The sequence below is a fragment of the Paraburkholderia sp. genome (assembly GCF_035948235.1).
Classification (GTDB): Bacteria; Pseudomonadota; Gammaproteobacteria; order Burkholderiales; family Burkholderiaceae; genus Paraburkholderia.
The window spans coordinates 1-17,262 of record NZ_DASZJJ010000237.1 but is presented as its reverse complement, the minus strand read 5'-3'; the positions used below and the strand labels follow the sequence as shown (position 1 = coordinate 17,262).

At 65.3% G+C, this 17,262-nt stretch carries 12 protein-coding genes and 1 pseudogene; 6 read left to right on the top strand and 7 right to left on the bottom strand.

Going from position 1 to position 17,262, the window contains the following annotated elements; translation table 11 throughout:
• Positions 1 to 684, top strand: a 684-nt coding sequence (locus VG320_RS20620) for a DUF3734 domain-containing protein (protein WP_327201917.1), incomplete at its 5' end; no start/stop codon positions are given.
• A gap of 16 nt (positions 685 to 700) precedes the next feature.
• Here VG320_RS20620 and VG320_RS20615 read toward each other — a convergent pair.
• The 5 genes from VG320_RS20615 to VG320_RS20595 all read right to left on the bottom strand — a co-directional run bounded on the left by VG320_RS20615 (position 701) and on the right by VG320_RS20595 (position 8,905).
• Positions 701 to 1,951 (bottom strand): mechanosensitive ion channel family protein, encoded by a 1,251-nt coding sequence (locus VG320_RS20615; RefSeq protein ID WP_327201916.1) that lies wholly within the window; start codon positions 1,949 to 1,951, stop codon positions 701 to 703.
• 182 nt (positions 1,952 to 2,133) lie between these two features.
• Positions 2,134 to 3,012: a crotonase/enoyl-CoA hydratase family protein gene (locus VG320_RS20610; protein WP_327201915.1), complete on the bottom strand. Its 879-nt coding sequence runs from the start codon at positions 3,010 to 3,012 to the stop codon at positions 2,134 to 2,136.
• Positions 3,013 to 3,040: 28 nt separating this feature from the next.
• Positions 3,041 to 3,865: a crotonase/enoyl-CoA hydratase family protein gene (locus tag VG320_RS20605; RefSeq protein ID WP_327201914.1), complete on the bottom strand. Its 825-nt coding sequence runs from the start codon at positions 3,863 to 3,865 to the stop codon at positions 3,041 to 3,043.
• Positions 3,866 to 3,902: 37 nt separating this feature from the next.
• On the bottom strand, positions 3,903 to 7,196 hold the full coding sequence (locus VG320_RS20600) for a carboxyl transferase domain-containing protein (RefSeq protein ID WP_327201918.1): 3,294 nt from the start codon (positions 7,194 to 7,196) through the stop codon (positions 3,903 to 3,905).
• Between the two features lie 5 nt (positions 7,197 to 7,201).
• Entirely contained in the window at positions 7,202 to 8,905 is a 1,704-nt protein-coding gene (locus VG320_RS20595) for an AMP-binding protein (protein WP_327201913.1), read from the bottom strand.
• A 273-nt stretch (positions 8,906 to 9,178) separates the two neighbouring features.
• Here VG320_RS20595 and VG320_RS20590 point away from each other — a divergent pair, with 273 nt between their 5' ends.
• From VG320_RS20590 to VG320_RS20570, 5 genes are all read left to right on the top strand, one after another.
• A complete protein-coding gene (locus VG320_RS20590; RefSeq protein WP_327201912.1) occupies positions 9,179 to 10,141 on the top strand; it encodes a cyclase family protein in 963 nt (320 codons plus the stop codon).
• Positions 10,142 to 10,243: 102 nt separating this feature from the next.
• On the top strand, positions 10,244 to 11,935 hold the full coding sequence (locus VG320_RS20585; protein WP_327201911.1) for a class I adenylate-forming enzyme family protein: 1,692 nt from the start codon (positions 10,244 to 10,246) through the stop codon (positions 11,933 to 11,935).
• A 161-nt stretch (positions 11,936 to 12,096) separates the two neighbouring features.
• Positions 12,097 to 12,846 carry an electron transfer flavoprotein subunit beta/FixA family protein gene (locus tag VG320_RS20580; RefSeq protein ID WP_327201910.1) on the top strand — a complete coding sequence of 250 codons (750 nt, stop codon included), beginning with the start codon at positions 12,097 to 12,099 and terminating at the stop codon, positions 12,844 to 12,846.
• 15 nt (positions 12,847 to 12,861) lie between these two features.
• Entirely contained in the window at positions 12,862 to 13,797 is a 936-nt protein-coding gene (locus VG320_RS20575) for an electron transfer flavoprotein subunit alpha/FixB family protein (protein WP_327201909.1), read from the top strand.
• Positions 13,787 to 14,641, top strand: coding sequence for a CoA ester lyase (locus VG320_RS20570; RefSeq protein ID WP_327201908.1), 855 nt, complete (start codon positions 13,787 to 13,789; stop codon positions 14,639 to 14,641). The genes VG320_RS20575 and VG320_RS20570 overlap by 11 nt, the downstream gene beginning before the upstream one ends.
• Before the next feature lie 28 nt (positions 14,642 to 14,669).
• On the opposite strand, the gene VG320_RS20565 is transcribed toward VG320_RS20570, so the two are convergent.
• Both VG320_RS20565 and VG320_RS20560 read right to left on the bottom strand, forming a co-directional pair.
• Complete coding sequence (locus tag VG320_RS20565) at positions 14,670 to 16,883, bottom strand: GAF domain-containing protein (protein WP_327201907.1); 2,214 nt, start codon at positions 16,881 to 16,883, stop codon at positions 14,670 to 14,672.
• Between the two features lie 157 nt (positions 16,884 to 17,040).
• Positions 17,041 to 17,262, bottom strand: a pseudogene (locus VG320_RS20560) (hypothetical protein); the annotation flags it as partial.

Here is a 17,262-nt window from a genome sequence, read left to right as displayed (position 1 = left end):
TATTTCGACAATACGAAGATGCGCCTCGAACCCGAGCACTTCATGGCCTCGGGCGCGCTGCCGCCCGGCTTCCCGGCTGTCGAGATCGAAGGCGAATACTACTGGGACGGCGGCCTCGTTTCGAATACGCCGCTCACGGAGGTGCTCCGTGATGCGGATCACAAGGACACGCTGGTTTTTCAGGTCGATCTATGGAGCGCCAGCGGCAATGCGCCCGCCGACTTTCTCGACGTGGCCGAGCGCGCGAAGGATATCCAGTATTCGAGCCGCACGCGCGCCATCACCAACATGCTCGCCGACCGCCAGAAGCACGCCCGCTTCATCAAGGAACTGCTTGAGCATGTGCCTGCCGACGCGCGCCGCAGCGACCCGCTGTTTCGCCTGGCCGAAACCGTGGCCGACGGCTCTTCGATCAACGTGGTGCATCTGATCTACAAGAACAAACCGTATGAAGGCCACTATAAGGACTACGAATTCAGCATCGATACGATGGAGGAGCACTGGTCGAGCGGACTGGAGGATATTCGCGCGTCGTTCTCGCATCCCGACTGGTTCGCGGTGCCGAGCCGCGAGCAGGGTTTCGTGACGCACGATATCCACCGCCGCGCGGGCGAGGTGCCGGAGTCCGACCGTAACGACCTGCCCACGGCTCACGAGCCGGTAGACGTGCAATTGCCCGCCTGACGCGTACGAGCGCTGCTTACGCGGCGAGCGCGCTTTCGCGTTCGCCGCGTTTTTCCTGTGCGCCGCGCAGGCCCTGCTGCATGTCATAGCCCGACGGGTGCTGATAGACCCGCAAGCCAAACTCGGGCAGCACGGCGATCAGATGATCGAACAGGTCCGACTGGATCGCTTCGTACTCGGTCCACGTCGTGGTATTGGTGAAACAATACAGTTCGAGCGGAACGCCTTCGGCGCTGATCGGCAACTGGCGCACCATACAGGTCATCTCGCGGTGGATATGCGGATGGCGTTGCAGATACTGCTCGACATAGGCGCGGAAGGTGCCCAGATTCGTGAGCTGACGGCGGTTCGCCGCGCACTCGGCGGCATTGCCGAGCGCACCGTTGAACTGCGTGAGCGCGTCGCGTTTGTGCGCCAGATAGTCCTGCAATAGCGTGAAGCGTTCGAGCCTCGCCAGTTCCTGCGCGTGGAGAAACCGCACGCTGGTTGCGTCGATAAAGAGCGCGCGCTTGATGCGCCGCCCGCCTGCCTCCGTCATGCCGCGCCAGTTCTGGTAGCTCTCCGTGATGAGCTTCCAGGTGGGAATCGTGATGATGGTGTGATCGAAATTGGCGACCTTGACGGTATTGAGCGTGATGTCGATCACGGTGCCGTCCGCGCCGGCGCTGGGCATCGTGATCCAGTCGCCGATGCGCAACATGTCGTTCGACGAAAGCTGCACGCCCGCCACGAGGCCCAGAATCGTGTCCTTGAAAATCAGCATCAGCACCGCCGACATCGCGCCAATGCCCGAAAGCAGCAGGCCGATCTGCTTGCCGGTCGCGTCGCCGATCACCACCAGCGCCGCCGTGATGAACATCACGAGTTTGACCAGTTGCATCGCGCCCTTGAGCGAGAGGCGCGGCTGGTCCTGACGCATCGTGCGATGCGTGTGTTCGAACGCGGACAGTGTGGCGCTGATGGTCATCGTCACGAGTATGACGATCAGCGCGAAGCTGACCTTATCGACGCTCTGGGAGATCGCGTCGGGTACGCCCGGCACCATGCCGATACCCAGACGGATCACCACGAAGGGCGTCACGCGGCTCAACCATTTGAAGGCGCCGAATTCGAACAGCGCATCGTCGATGCGGGTGACGGAGCGTTGCGCGAGACGCGCGACGACACGAAACAGCAGGAAGTGGACAGCGGCGCTGACGACACCGGCGGCGCCGAGCAAAACGAGCGAGCCGACCAACGGCTCAAACCAGATTTGATTCACATTCATGGGGTGTTGCGGGGTCCTTTTTTCAAACGTTTAAAGCCCTTTAAAACCATTTAAAGCGCACAAATGACGACACCGGCGCAGACAATCTGTCGCGCCGGAGGTCGTAGGGTACTTGAAAGGGACAGCGCGCGCGAGATCAGGTTCCGTTCGCGGCTGCTGCAGAATGTCGCAAAAGTGCGCGATCAAACGAAGGGCGGCTCGCTTTGCCAGTCGAAAAAGTCCGGCATATCGGTGGAAACGCGGTTGGGAAACGCGGCAGGGCGTTTTTCCAGGAACGCGCTCACGCCTTCGGCGGCGTCCGCCGAGCGCCCGCGCGACTGAATGGCGCGGCTGTCGATCCGGTGCGCCTCCATCGGATGGCTCGCGCCCGCCATACGCCAGATCATCTGGCGCGAGATGGCCGCGGAAACCGGCGCGGTGTTATCGGCGATTTCGCGCGCGAGCGCCCACGCGGCGGGCAACAGATCGCCTGGCGCATGCACGGAGCGCACGAGGCCGTGCGCGAGCGCTTCGTCTGCCGTGAACACGCGGCCCGTGTAGCACCATTCGAGCGCCGACGAAATCCCCACCACGCGCGAGAGAAACCATGACGACGCGGCTTCCGGCGTGATGCCGCGCCGCCCGAACACGAAGCCGAATTTCGCGTCGCTTGACGCGAGGCGAATGTCCATCGGCAACTGCATCGTCATGCCGATGCCGACCGCCGGCCCATTGACCGCCGCGATCACGGGCTTGAGACTGCGGAAGATGCGCAGCGCCACGCGGCCGCCGCCGTCGCGATGCACGGTCTCTACGCTCGCTCCCAGGCGCTTCGCGTAGTCGAAGGTTTCGCCGCCCGAGGACAGATCGGCGCCTGCACAGAATGCGCGGCCCGAGCCGGTGACGATCACGCAGCGCACGGCGTCGTCGGCATCGGTGGTGTCGAAGGCTGCGATCAACTCCTGCATCATCGTCGCGGTGAAGGCGTTGAGCTTCTCGGGGCGATGTAGCGTGATCGTGGCGATGCCGTCCTCAACGGCGTAGCGCAGCGTTTCGAATGACGGTTGAGCGATGTCGGTCATGGTGTTCTCGCAGGCGGAAAGTGCGTTATCAGTATTGGGGCGGCTCGGAAGCAGGCGCGAAGCGCGGCGCGCGTTTCTGCAGGTTTGCAGCCACGGCCTCACGCTGATTCGCGCCGCCAATCAGCGCGTTCTGTTCGATGGATTCTGCGAGCAGCGTGGCGGCGGCGTCGCCATGCGCGGCTACATGCAGCAGGCGTTTGGCGGCGCGGATCGCATCGGGGCTGCGCTGCGCGATCTCGCGCGCCGCGGTCAGCGCCTGAGCGCGCGGATCGTCGCTCACACGCGTGGCCAGCCCCAGTTCCACTGCTTCCTTCGCGCCCACCACGCGCGCCGTGTAGATCAATTCGCGCAACACGTCGTCGCGCACCAGACCGCGCGTGAGCACCATGCCGCCCATATCAGGCACGAGGCCCCACTTCATTTCCATCACCGAAAGCCGCGTATCGGGCGCCACAAAACGCAGATCCGCGCCTAGCGCCAGTTGCAGCCCGCCGCCAAACGCTACGCCATGCAGCGCGGCAATCACGGGCACCGGCAGTTCGCGCCAAAGCATGCAGATGTGCTGCGCGTAATTCGACAGGCCGTGCGTGCGCTCGGCAATAGGCGTTTTACGGCCCACCTCGTCGAGCGCGGCCATGCTCTCCAGATCGAGGCCCGCGCAAAACGCATTGCCGTTGCCGGACAGCACGATGGCGCGCAGATCCGCTTCGCGCGAAAGGCGCTCGCCCGCCGCGATGATCGCGTCGAACATCGCGGGGCTTAGCGCGTTCATCTTCTGCGGGCGATTGAGCCGCACATCGGCCACGCCGTCTGCCATGTCGATCTCGACGAGCGAGGTCGTATCCTGGGTCATGCCAACTCCTGGTCTGTTGTTGTCTGTGTTTGCGTCATCACCACGTATCGACAAAACGCCTTCCCGTTTGCGCGCGCTGCGCGAAACCGTGGCTCGCGTTGAGCCCGCGCATGAGCCAGCGGCGCGTTTCCGCCGGATCGATCACGCCGTCGATTTCCAGAAAACTCGCCATATTGATGGCTTTGCCGTTGCGGTAGGCATCGGCGACCATGCGCTCGAACTCGGCTTCACGTTGCGCGGGATCGTCGATGGCCGCGAGTTCTTTCGCGTAGCCCAGACGCACCGCGCCTTCAAGCCCCATCGCGCCGAATTCGCCGCTCGGCCACGCGATCGTGAAGAGCGGTGCGTGAAAGCTGCCCGCCGCCATCGCCTGCGCGCCCAGGCCGTAGCCTTTGCGCAGCACCACGGTGAAGAAGGGCACGCGCAGGCTTGCGCCCGCGACGAACATGCGCGAGACATGGCGCACCGTCGCCTGCTTTTCCGCCTGCGGGCCGACCATGAAGCCCGGCGTGTCGCACAGCGAAAGCATGGGCAGGCCGAAGGTGTCGCAAAGCTGCATGAAACGCGCGGCTTTGTCGCCCGCTTGAGCGTCGATTGCACCGCCCAGATGCATGGGATTATTAGCAAGCAATCCGAATGGTTTGCCTTCGATGCGAACCAGCGCGGTGATCAGCCCAGGCGCGAACGCCCGGCGCAGTTCGAGCACGGAATCGTCGTCGGCCAGCATCTCGATCACGCGGCGAATGTCGTAGACCCGCAGGCGGTTCTCGGGAATCGTCCCGCGTAGCAGGCGTTGGTCGGCGCAGGTCCAGTCAGCCATCGGCCCCTGAAAATACGAGAGATACTGCTTCGCCACCTGCACCGCGGCGGCTTCGTCCTCCACCAGCACGTCGATCACGCCGTTGGGTGCCTGCACGCTGGCCGGGCCCACTTCCTCGGGCGTGAACTTGCCGAGACCGCCGCCTTCGATCATCGCCGGCCCTGCCATGCCGATGCTCGCATTACGCGTGGCGATGATGACGTCGCAGCAACCGAGCAGTGCGGCGTTACCCGCGAAGCAGCGCCCCGACACCACGCCCACCAGCGGCACCTGTCCAGACAGCCGCGCCATGCTTGCAAAGGTGCGGCAGTCGAGACCCGCGACGCCCACATGATCCGTATCGCCGGGCCTGCCGCCGCCGCCTTCAGCGAACAGCACAAGCGGCAGACGCCACTGCTCGGCCAGTTGCAGCATGCGGTCGGTCTTCTTGTGGCTCATCATGCCCTGCGTGCCCGCGAACACCGTGTAGTCGTAGGCGATGGCCATGCAGCGTGCCGCTTCGCCGCCCACACGCGCGGCGTTCACGGTGCCGATGCCCGCGATCAGGCCATCGGCGGGGCTCTGCGCAATCAGGTCGTCGAGCGCGCGACGTCCGCGCTGCGCGGCCAGCGCGAGTGCGCCGTATTCCACGAAACTATCTGCGTCGAGCAGATCGTCCAGGTTTTCGCGCGCGGTGCGCTGGCCTGTCTTGCGGCGCTTCGCGAGCGCGTGCGGGCGGCGTTCGTCGCGCGTAAGCGCATGCCGCTCCAGCACTTCGGCGAGGTCGGCGCGGATGTGCGAGAGATCGCGGCTCTCTTCGCTTTGCACCTGCGTGGCGACGACATCGGCGGGTTCGATAAAGACGAGCGGCGCGCCTTCGAATACGGTGTCGTTGGGCGTAGCGGCCAGCGCGCGGACGATGCCGCTTTGCGTGGCCTGCACGACGAATTCCATTTTCATCGCTTCGAGCACGGCAATCTGCTGGCCGATGGCGACGGCGTCGCCTGCCTGCACGTCCAGGCTTACCAGCATGCCCTGGCTCGGTGCTGCAAGCGGTACGCAACCGGGCGGGGCGGTGTGGGTCTGTGCCAGGGCGTCAGGCGTGTCATTCGATACGCCAGCGCGGAAAAAGCGCTCAGGCTGCGCATCGCCGGAACTCGCCAGCAAGTCGCCGATATGTCGTTCGATGAAGCGCGTGTCCACCGCATAGTCCGGCAATTCCGCGCGCTGCAAAAGGGTCTGCAATAGGGCCTGCAATAGGGCCTGCAAAAAGCCGATATTGTTCGCGACGCCCTCCAGCCGGAACTCGCTCAAGCCGCGCGCCGCGCGACGCAAAGCACCGGAAAAATCATCGGCGTGCGCGATCAGTTTGGCGATCAGCGAATCGTAATTCGGGCTGGTTGCGTAACCCGTATAACCGTAACCATCCACGCGCAGGCCCGCGCCGCTCGGCGGCTCGTAGGCGCTCAGCACGCCGCCGGCCGCCCGCGCGCCGCCGTCAGGCTGCATGGTTTCCAGATTGACGCGCGCCTGCACGGCGTAACCGCGCACCGGCGGCGGCTCGTTCAGCCTGAGATCGGCCAGCGTTGCCCCCTGTGCGAGCGATAGTTGCGCGCGCACCAGATCGACGCCAGTGGCGGCTTCGGTGACGCAATGCTCGACCTGTACGCGCGGATTCGCTTCCATAAAGACAAAGTCGCCGCGCGCCGTATCGACGAGAAACTCGAACGTGCCGATGCCGCGATAGTTCACTGCGCGCGCAAGCGTGAGCGCGGCGTCGATGATCGCGCGGCGCAGCGTGGCGTTGAGACCCGGCGCGGGCGCGATTTCGATCACTTTCTGATGACGCCGTTGCAGGCTGCAATCGCGCTCCCACAGATGGCTCACCTGTGCGCCATCGCCGATGATCTGCACTTCGATATGGCGCGCGCGGCCGATCAGGCGCTCGACATAGAGCGCGCCGTCACCGAAGGCGGCGCGCGCTTCGGATTCGCAGCGGGTGAAGGCATCGTCGAGGCTGGCGGCGTCGCGCACCGCGCGCATGCCGCGCCCGCCGCCGCCCGCGAGCGCCTTGACCATGATCGCGCCGTGTTCAGCGAGGAACGCGCGCGCTTGTGCAAGTGTGGTCGCGTGGTTCGTACCCGCTGCGAGCGGCACGCCGCAGCGCGCAGCCAGCTCGCGTGCGCGCGCCTTGTCGCCGAACGTGCGCAATACCTCGGGCGAGGGGCCGATAAAGCGCAGGCCGGCGTCCGCGCAGCGCTGCGCAAAATCGGCGCGTTCGCTCAGAAAGCCGTAGCCGGGATGCACGGCGTCGCAGCCATGAGCGCGTGCAGCGTCGATCAGCGCGTCGACATCCAGGTACGCCGCCGCCCCGCGGCCCGCGAGCGGCACGGCCAGATCGGCGCGGCGCACGTGCAGGGCGCGGGCGTCGTCTTCGGCATAGACGGCGACGCTGCGCAGGCCCGCTTCGGCGACGGCGCGCGCGATGCGAATGGCAATCTCGCCTCGATTGGCGATCAGCACGGTTTTCATGTTCGTCACAGCAATTTGTCCAGTTCCTGTTTCCTGACCTTGCCGGTGGCGGTCATCGGCAAGGCGTCGATCACGCGGATTTCCGGCACCTTGTACACGGCCATCGACTCGCGGCACCACGCGGCGAGTTCGTGCGCGTTTGCTTCGCTGCCGGGCTTGAGCACGACGAAGGCGATAGGCTGCTGGCCGCGCGTCGCATCAGACCGCCCGATCACCGCGCTGCCGAGAATCGCGGGATGCTGGCCGAGCAGCGCCTCCAGTTCGCTCGGAAAGACGCTCATGCCGTTGACCTTCAGCATTTCCTTGCGGCGGCCCAGATAGCGGATAAAACCTTCCTCGGTGAATGTGGCGAGGTCGCCTGTGTGCAGCCAGCCGTTGCGCAGCGCATCAAAGCTGGCCTGTTCGCGCTGCCAGTAGCCCTTGAAGAGCGAAGGCGAGCGCACGCACAACTCGCCTTCGCTGCCGGGCGGCAGCAGCGCGCCGCTGGCGAAATCGCAGATCTTGAATTCGGTGCCGGGCACCGGCAGGCCCACGAAGGTCGGTTGCGCGCGCAGGTCGGCGTCGTCGTCCTGCATGCCGAGCGTGAAGGTGTCGCAGGTGTGCGTTTCGGTCATGCCGTAGCTGAACTCGTAGAGCGTGCAGCCTGTGAGCTCGCGCCAGCGCTGGCGATAGTCGCGCGTGAGCTTCTTGATGAACGAGATCGCGCCTACCTGGCGCAGCGAGGCATAGTCGAATTCACGCACGCGCGGGTGATCGAGCACTTCGGCGACGCTGTCGACCAGCATGCCGCAATGGCTCACGCGGTAGTGCTCGACGGCGCGCATCCAGGCAAGCGGTTCCCAGCGCGCGAGCAGTACGAGCGCCGCGCCCGCAAACACAGGAAACAGCAGGCCCGCGTTTTCGCCGGCGATCCAGAACTCGTGCAGGAAGTTGAGGAACACGGCGTCGCGTTCGGCGCGCAGCGCGACGGGCATGAAGCTCGCGCAGGTATAGAGCATGTCGCCGTGCGTGTGGATGCAGCCCTTCGGCAAGCCGGTCGTGCCGCCCGTGTAGTTGAGCGCAGCGATATCGTCCAGTTGCGGTTCGCGCAAAGGCGCAGGCTGCTTGACCGTGTCGAGTGCGGGCAGTAGGTCGACGGCCTGGCCTGTTATGCATTTCGGTGCGCGCACAACGTCAGGCAGTGGCACGGGGGTGGCGTCATCGCTTTGCGTGCCGCGCATCTCGCCCACATTGGTCGCAATCACCGTGCGCAACGCGCATTCATCGCGCACCTGTTCGACCACGGGCAGCAGTTGATCCGCGCAGATCACGACCAGCGCGCCGCTGTCCTTGAGCTGATAGCCCAGCTCCAGCGCCTTCGACAAGGGGCTGACCGGCGCATGCACGGCGCCGAGCTTGAGAATGCCGTAGAACGCCACGTGCATCTGCGGGCAGTTGGGCAGGAACACGGCCACGCGGTCGCCGGCTTTCACGCCCAGTTCCGCGAGCAGCGCGGCGCAGCGATCGCTCAGCGTGTCGAGTTCGCCGTAGCTCAGCGTGCGGCCGTAGAAGTGCAGGGCAGGCCGTTGCGGATCGCGGCGCGCCCACTCGCGCAGATACGCCGTCAAGGGCCGCTGCCCCAGCGGATACTGCGGCTCGCGCGGCGTGCCCGCCGGCCAGGCGCGCGCCCATAGCTCGTGCAGATGCGCCAGATACTCGTGTTCGTTCATCGGAAGCCTCGCGGATTCGGCGGGTCGCCATGCGCGGTGGATGACGTCGTTACGCGGCATGACGCTTCGGAAGGGACTTCGGACCAGACCATCCATGATGTGCATGAATGCCGCTTCACGCGCCTGCGGTTTTTCCCGGTTGACACTAGCGAACGATCGTGCGATTTATTTCGATGCCGCGGCTACCTGCCGCGTTCGCGTCGTTCCCACGGTATTTCCCTCTGCATCACCCACTCACTCACCGCCAACGCGTGAGAAGACAGGAGACAGCGCATGGAGTCGAAGAACGTTCCCGAAGTGGCCGAACTGCTGGAAGATTCGCCGAAGAACTGGGGCAAGTGGGGCAGCGACGACGAAGTCGGCTCGCTCAACTATCTGACCCAGGCCGAGGTGCTGCGTGGCGTCGCTTCAGTGCGCTCGGGCAAGACCTTCACGCTGCAGATCCAGATGGGCCACCCCAAGGGCGATCCGGTCTGGCCGGGACGTTCGCAGGCGCGCCGCATCAACGTGATGGACAAGGGCCATTACATGTGCGGCAAGGGTCCTTTGTTTCCAGGTCTCGCCGAATACGCCGACGACATGATGATCATGTACCTGCAAGGCTCGACCCAGTACGACGCGCTCGGCCACGTCTGGTACGGCGACCAGCTCTGGAACGGCTACGACGCGAAATCGACCATCGGCGGGCTGGACAAGGCCAGCGTGCTGCCCATCGCCGAGCGCGGCGTGGTGGGGCGCGGCGTGCTGATCGACATGGCGCGCCATCGCGGCAAGGCCGTGCTCGATCCGGGCGAAACCTTCACGCACGAAGATCTGCTGGCGGCGGCGAAGGCGCAGGGCGTGAGTATCGAAAAGCGCGACATCCTCATCATCCGCACGGGCTGGATCGGCTCGTTCTACGAGCGCGACCAGGCGAAGTTCTACGAGAACTTCGTGGAGCCGGGCCTGACCCATAGCCGCGAGCTGGTCGACTGGTTCCACAAGATGGAGATTCCGAACCTCGTGACCGACACCATCGCCAACGAGGTGACCGTCGATCCGGTCTCGGGCGTGGCGCTACCGCTGCATAACGCGCTGATGCGCAACCTGGGCGTGACGCTCACGGAAATCGCGCAGCTCGACCCGCTCGCCGCCGATTGCGCCGACGACGGCCAGTGGTCTTTCCTCTACACCGCCGCGCCGCTCAAGGTAGTGGGCGGCAGCGGCGCGCCGGTCAATCCTGTCGTGGTGAAGTAGGCGTAGCATCGCCTTTCCGATGCCGATACGGCGCGCGTGGGCGACTTTCGCCGCGTGAGTCGTATCGGTTCGTCGATTCGTTGATTCCCCGCCGGAGCGCTCATGACGCCCTACGCCAGCAAGCCGTGGCTCGCCCATTACGCGAGCGGACACACGGCGACGATTTCCCAGCACTATCCCGACGCACTGAGCCTGTTTCGCGCCGCCGTCGCACGTGCGCCGGACCATCAGGCGCTGTTGTACTTCGACGGCGCGCTCACTTACAGCGAACTCGATAAGCAGTCCGATGCACTTGCCTGCGCATGGCTCGAACGCGGTCTTGCGCGTGGCGAGCGCATCGCGATCTATCTGCAGAACGTGCCGCAATTCGTGATCGCGCTGGTGGCAGCGTGGAAGATCGGCGCGATCGCGGTGCCCGTCAACCCGATGAACCGTGCGCGCGAATTGCGCGTGCTGCTGGCGGATTCGGGTGCGCGCGTGCTTGTGTGTCACGGCACGCTTTACGAGGACGTGGTGCGCCCGCTGCTGGCGGAGGAAGCCGAACGCGCGGCGCGCGGCGAAGCGTGCGTGAAGCCGCTCGTGATGACGACATCCGCGCTTGAATACCAGACGCGCAACGACGCGCGTCTGTTCGCGGGCATGATGCGCAGCGATACGAGCGCGGCACATGCCGGAGCCGAAGACTTCGCCAGCGTGATCGCCGCGCATCGCGGCCAGAAGCCGCCCGCCATCGACCTGAGCGGCAACGATATCGCCATGCTCGTCTATACGTCGGGCACTACGGGCGTGCCCAAGGGCGCGATGAACACGCACGGCAACGTCGCCTTCAATGCGCAGGTCTATCGCGATTGGGTGGGCCTGCGCGAAGGCGCGCCGATTCTTGGCGTCGCGCCGCTCTTTCACATCACGGGCCTCGTTGGCCACGTGGGCGCGGCCTTTATCTGCGCGGCGCCGCTGGTGCTGGCGTTTCGCTTCGAACCGGGCGTGATCCTCGACGCCATCGCCGAACACAAGCCCGAATTCACCATCGGCGCGATCACGGTCTTTATCGCGCTGATGAACGATGCGCGCGCGACGCGCGAACATTTCGCCTCGATGCGGCGCATCTACTCGGGTGGCGCGCCGATTCCGCCGAGCGTGATCGAGGCGTTCCGCGCGCGCTTCGGCCACTACATCCACAACGGCTACGGTCTGACGGAAACGAATTCGCCCACGCACGTCGTGCCGGTTGGCAGCGATGCGCCCGTCGATCCCGCTTCGGGCACGCTTTCTATCGGTGTGCCGGCCTTCAACGTGGAGTCCTATATCGGCGACGATACGGGCCAGCCGCTCGCGCCCGGCGAGGTGGGCGAGATCATCTCGCGCGGGCCGATGGTCGTGCCGGGCTACTGGAACAAGCCGCAGGAAAGCGCGAAAGCGATTGTGGACGGCTTCTTTCGCACTGGCGACGTGGGCTTCATGGACGAGCGCGGCTGGTTCTATCTGGTCGATCGCAAGAAGGACATGATCAACGCGGGCGGCTACAAGGTCTGGCCGCGCGAGGTGGAGGACGTGCTGTACACGCATCCGGCCGTGCGCGAGGCGGCGGTGGTGGGCGTGCCCGACAGCTATCGTGGCGAGACGGTGAAGGCGGTGGTGAGCCTCAAGCCGCAGACGAGCGCGACGCCGGAAGAACTGGTCGAGTACTGCAAGGCGCGCATGGCGGCGTACAAGTATCCGCGCATCGTCGCCATCATCGACGAGTTGCCCAAGACGGTGACGGGGAAGATTTTGCGCCGCGAATTGAGGGGTTGAATCCGCACGCGCGGCAGTTGGACCGCCGCGCCGAGGCGACCAATAGGTGCGGGCTATGACCGGCAGAGTTAATCGATAGTTGTCGATGACGGCGAAGCCACGGTGTAATGCGTCATCGCGCGCTATCTGGTGACGCGCAATACAGGCGTGGAGGAGCAAAAGTGAAAATCGTGGTGCCGGTCAAGCGTGTTGTCGACTACAACGTGAAGGTGCGCGTGAAGTCCGATGGCACGGGCGTGGATATCGCCAATGTGAGGTTCTCGATGAACCCGTTCGACGAAATCGCCGTGGAAGAAGCGGTGCGATTGAAAGAGGCGGGCGTGGCGAGTGAGGTCATCGCGGTTTCCTGTGGTGTGTCGCAGAGCCAGGAAACGCTGCGTACGGCGCTGGCGATTGGCGCGGATCGCGCGGTGCTGATCGAATCCGATGAAGAACTGCAGCCGCTCGCGGTGGCGAAACTCCTGAAGGCGCTGCTTGAGAAGGAGCAACCGCAACTCGTCATCCTGGGCAAGCAGGCTATCGACGACGACTCGAACCAGACTGGCCAGATGCTCGCCGCGCTGGCGGATCTGCCGCAAGCCACCTTCGCATCGAAGGTCACGGTTGCGGATGGCAAGGTGACGGTCGAGCGTGAAATCGACGGCGGCGCGGAAACATTGTCGCTTGCGTTGCCCGCGGTCGTGACCACCGATCTTCGCTTGAACGAACCGCGCTACGTCACGCTGCCGAACATCATGAAGGCGAAGAAGAAGCCGCTGGAGACGCTCAAGCCCTCGGACATGGGCGTCGATGTGACGCCGCGTCTGAAAACGCTCAAGGTGGCGGAGCCGCCGAAGCGGTCAGCCGGCGTGAAGGTCGCCGACGTCAACGCGCTGGTCGAGAAGCTCAAGACCGAAGCCAAAGTGCTGTAAGGAAGGCGAATCAAAATGACGAATCTGTTGGTAATCGCGGAACACGACAATCAGTCGATCAAGGCGGCGACGCTCAATACGGTGGCCGCGGCGCAGAAGATCGGCGGCGACGTGCATGTACTGGTTGCAGGGCACGGCGCGCAAGCTGCGGCTGATGCGGCGGCAAAAATCGCAGGCGTTTCGAAGGTGCTGCTGGCGGATGCGCCGCAACTCGCGCAAAGTCTGGCTGAGAACGTCGAAGCGACGGTTTTGAGCATCGCGAAGCACTACACGCATATCCTGGCTCCGGCAACTGCAGCGGGCAAGAACGTCACGCCGCGTATCGCCGCGAAGCTCGACGTCGCGCAGATCAGCGACATCATGGCAGTCGTTTCGCCGGACACGTTCGAGCGCCCAATTTACGCAGGCAACGCCATTGCCACTGTGCAATCGGCTGATGCGGTCAAGGTCATCACGGTTCGTACGACAGCGTTCGACGCAGTCGCGGCCGTTGGTGGCAGCGCGGCGGTCGAGCAACTGGAAGCCGCAGCCGACAACGGCAAGACCGCCTTCGTTGGCCGCGAGGTCACGAAGCTCGACCGTCCGGAACTCACGAGCGCGAAGATCATCGTTTCCGGCGGACGCGGTCTGGGTAGCGGCGAGAACTACACGCAAGTGCTCGAACCGCTCGCCGACAAACTCAACGCCGCACTGGGCGCATCGCGCGCAGCCGTGGATGCGGGCTACGTGCCGAACGACTATCAGGTCGGTCAAACCGGCAAGATCGTCGCGCCGCAGTTGTATATCGCCGTGGGCATCTCGGGTGCGATCCAGCATCTGGCCGGCATGAAGGACTCGAAGGTCATCGTCGCGATCAACAAGGACGAAGAAGCGCCGATCTTCAGCGTGGCCGATTACGGTCTGGTCGGCGATCTGTTCACGGTCGTGCCGGAGCTTGACCATGCCCTCTGAGCATCACGGCGACAACGGCGCACTGAACACCTTCTCCCCGCAGTCGTATCTGTTCGTGCCGGGCAGCCGCCCGGAACGCTTCGAGCGTGCGCTGGAAAGCGGCGCGGATGCCGTCATCATCGATCTCGAAGATGCGGTCGAACCCGCCGCCAAAGAGACGGCGCGCGAGAACATCGCGAACTGGGTCTCGCGCAGGCATCCCGTGCTGGTGCGTATCAATGGCCGCGCCACGCCCTGGTTCGAGCAGGACGCGAGGCTCGGGGCACTGGACGGCGTGGCCGGCATCGTGCTGCCGAAGGCCGAAAGCGCTGAGGATGTCACCGCTACGATTGCCCTCGCGCGCCGCCGCGTGAGCGTTTATCCGCTGATCGAAAGCGCGCTGGGCATGTGGAATGCCATGGCGATTGCGAAGGCGCCGTTCGTCAGGCGCTTGATGTTCGGCACGCTCGACTTCATCGCCGAAATGGGCATGCCCGACGATGGCGAACCGCTCAATCACTATCGCAGCCAGCTCGCGCTGATCTCGCGCGTGGCGGGAATCGAAGCCCCCGTCGATGGCGTGACGCCCGATATCCACGACACCGCGCGCATTGAGGGCGATGCGCTCAACGGCAAGCGCCTGGGCTTTGGCGGCAAGCTGTGCATTCACCCGAAGCAGGTCGAGGCCGTTCACAACGTGTTCCGGCCGGGCGAGCACGAACTGGCATGGGCCGCGCGCGTGGTCGAGGCGGCAGCCCAGGCGGGCGCGGGCGCCATCACGGTGGACGGCAAGATGGTCGATCGGCCGGTGCTGTTGCGCGCGCAACAGATTCTGGCGTTGGCGGCGGGGCTAAAGCCGCGCTAGACGAGGGGCGGCGCGCAACCGTCGCCGCTCACTCCTGCGCGCTCGCTCCCTCTCTGGGCAGCACGATACGAATCACGGCCTCGTCATCGGTAAAGCTGCCGGTGAGTGTGCCGTCGTGCCCCTTGACGATTGCCTGCGCGATATACAGCCCAAGACCCAAGCCGCCGCGATTGGCGGGATTGTCGAGCGAGCCGCTCTTGAACGGGTCGAGCAGGCGCTCGAACGGCACCGTCGGTTTTTCAACCAACCCATTGCGGATCTCGATGCGCGGATCGCCCTCCACGAGCGCCGCCGTGAGCGTGACCGGCGTGCGCGCGTCGCCGTGCTTGCGCGCATTGCCCAGCAGATTGGCGATGGCCTGGGCGAGCCGGTCGGGGTCGATATGCGCGTCACCCAGATCGTCGGCAAGCTGCATCTCCAGCGCCATCCCAGGATGCGCCAGACGCGTCTGCTCCGCCACCGATTCCAACAACTCGCGCAGCGCCACATCGACGCGCTTGAGCCCCAGCCCCATGCCCGAGCGGATGCGGCTCACGTCGAGGATATAGCCGATCAGCGACTGCATGCGCCGCGTAGAGCCTTCCACGCGCTTGACCGTGTCGTTGCCCGACGCCAGACCACGGCCCATCAGCAGCATCGCCATATTGATGGTCTGGATCGGGTCGCGCAGGTCGTGGCCGAGCGTGGCGAGCAACGTGGTACGCGCGCGTTCGGATTCGCGCATCTGCACGAGCGCGATTTCCTGCAGGATCGAGCGCAGTTCGCGCGCGGCGAGCTGATCGAATTCCGTCCAGTCGCGGCTACGGCCCGTGACGGTCTGCTTCCACACTTCGAAGGAGCCGCGCGGCGTGAGGCGCGGGCCGTTCGGGCCTTGCGCCACCACCTTGTCGGGCGGCCCGGCCCAGTGAATCGTTTCGACCAGTTCGTCGCGCAGCCAGACGATCGTGATGCGGCTGTCGCCGAGCATCTGGATCGCCAGACACCCCGCCACGCGCGCTTCAGCCAGACCGGCAGCCAGCGCTGGCGGAAGCGTTTCGCCCACGCAGGCGCTCGCAAACTGATCGACGCGCGTTTGCGCCACATGCTGCGCGAGTTCCAGCAGCGTTTCGCGGCTCGCCGCACTGGACTTGCCGCGCATCACGACTTCGTTGTCGACCACCAGCGCCACGGCCTCGCAGTCCACCAGCGCGGCGATTTCGGGTGCGGCGCGCACGAGACCGGCAAGCGGCGATTCGGCCTGCGCCAGTTCCCCCGCGATGCGGGTGCGCAGCTCGTGAATGCGGCGGTCGGCTTCCGCGCGATGTTGTGCTTCGATCTGCGCGATCAGGATCGACACCACCTGGGTCAGCACCGTCGATGAAAGCCGCACGGCGTGCGAGGCGCGATACGGCGACATGTGATGACACGCGAACAGGCCCCAGAGCTTGCCGTCGCGCACGATCGATACGCTCATGGAGGCGGCCACGCCCATGTTGCGCAGATACTCCAGGTGAATCGGCGAGACGCTGCGCAGCACCGAATGGCTCAGGTCGAACGGCGCGCCCGTGTGCGGATGCACGGCCGGTTCGATCGGCACGGTCTGCGCGTTGACGTCGGCGATCTGGCGGATCGGGTTGAGCACGTACAGCCGCCGCGCCTGCTGCGGGATGTCGCTTGCCGGGTAACGCTGCTGGAGGTAGGGCGAAAGGTCGTCGCGTTTGGCTTCGGCGATCACCTCGCCGCTGCCGTTGGGCATGAAGCGGTAGCCCATCACGCGGTCGAAGCCCGTCATCGCGCGGATCGCCTCGGCGGCGGCCTGCAGCAGTTGCGGCACGTCGTCGTGGCCCGCGGCCTGCAGGCGCTGGATGGCGCGCTGCGCAAACAGGGCGAACTGGGTGGCGGCCGGCGATTTCAGGCTGATCTGCTCGAATTCCACCACCAGCGTGTCGCCCGACCAGTGCATGATCAGGTCGAAGCGTTCGCCGGTCACGCCCTTGCATTCGACGCTCTCGCTCGTCATCTCGCGGTCGGCGAGCGCGGCGCGGATGGTCTGGCGCGACAGCGGGCTCAGGTGCGCGTCGGTGATCGGCTCGCCAATGTCGGGCACGGCGCCCAGCCACGCCAGAGCGTTGGCGCTGCGCGCGATGAGGCGCCCCTCGGCGTCGAAGCACAGCAACGCACCGTGCGGCTGGATGCGGCCCAGTAGATGGATGGGCTCGCTGTCGCAGTTCGCGACGATTTCGTTGATCTCGGGCTTGTCCAATTCGTGTTGACGTCCGCGCTGTGTCCCGGTGGTTGGCCTGCCGTAATGTTCCGCGTATTGTCGGCGAAGCCGCCGCGGTTTGCCAGTTCGTTCGCGGACTGTTTTCGCCAGGCAGCGGCTGGCGCGGCTTGGTCGAGTCTCAGGCGGGCAATCCGGCTCAGTGTTCGCCGTCGTCCACGCCGTCGGGCGCGCCCAGCAGGGCGCTAAGCGTCTGCAGCAGCTTGCGCGCGGGATAGGGCTTGTCGAGGATCGCGGCGAACAGGCTGGGATGCGCGCGAGCCGAAGCGCCCAGCGCCGCGCTCGACAGGATCACGGGGATGTGGGCGAGCGCGGCGTTGGCCTTGAGCGCGCGCGCCAGCTCCAGCCCCGACATGGCGGG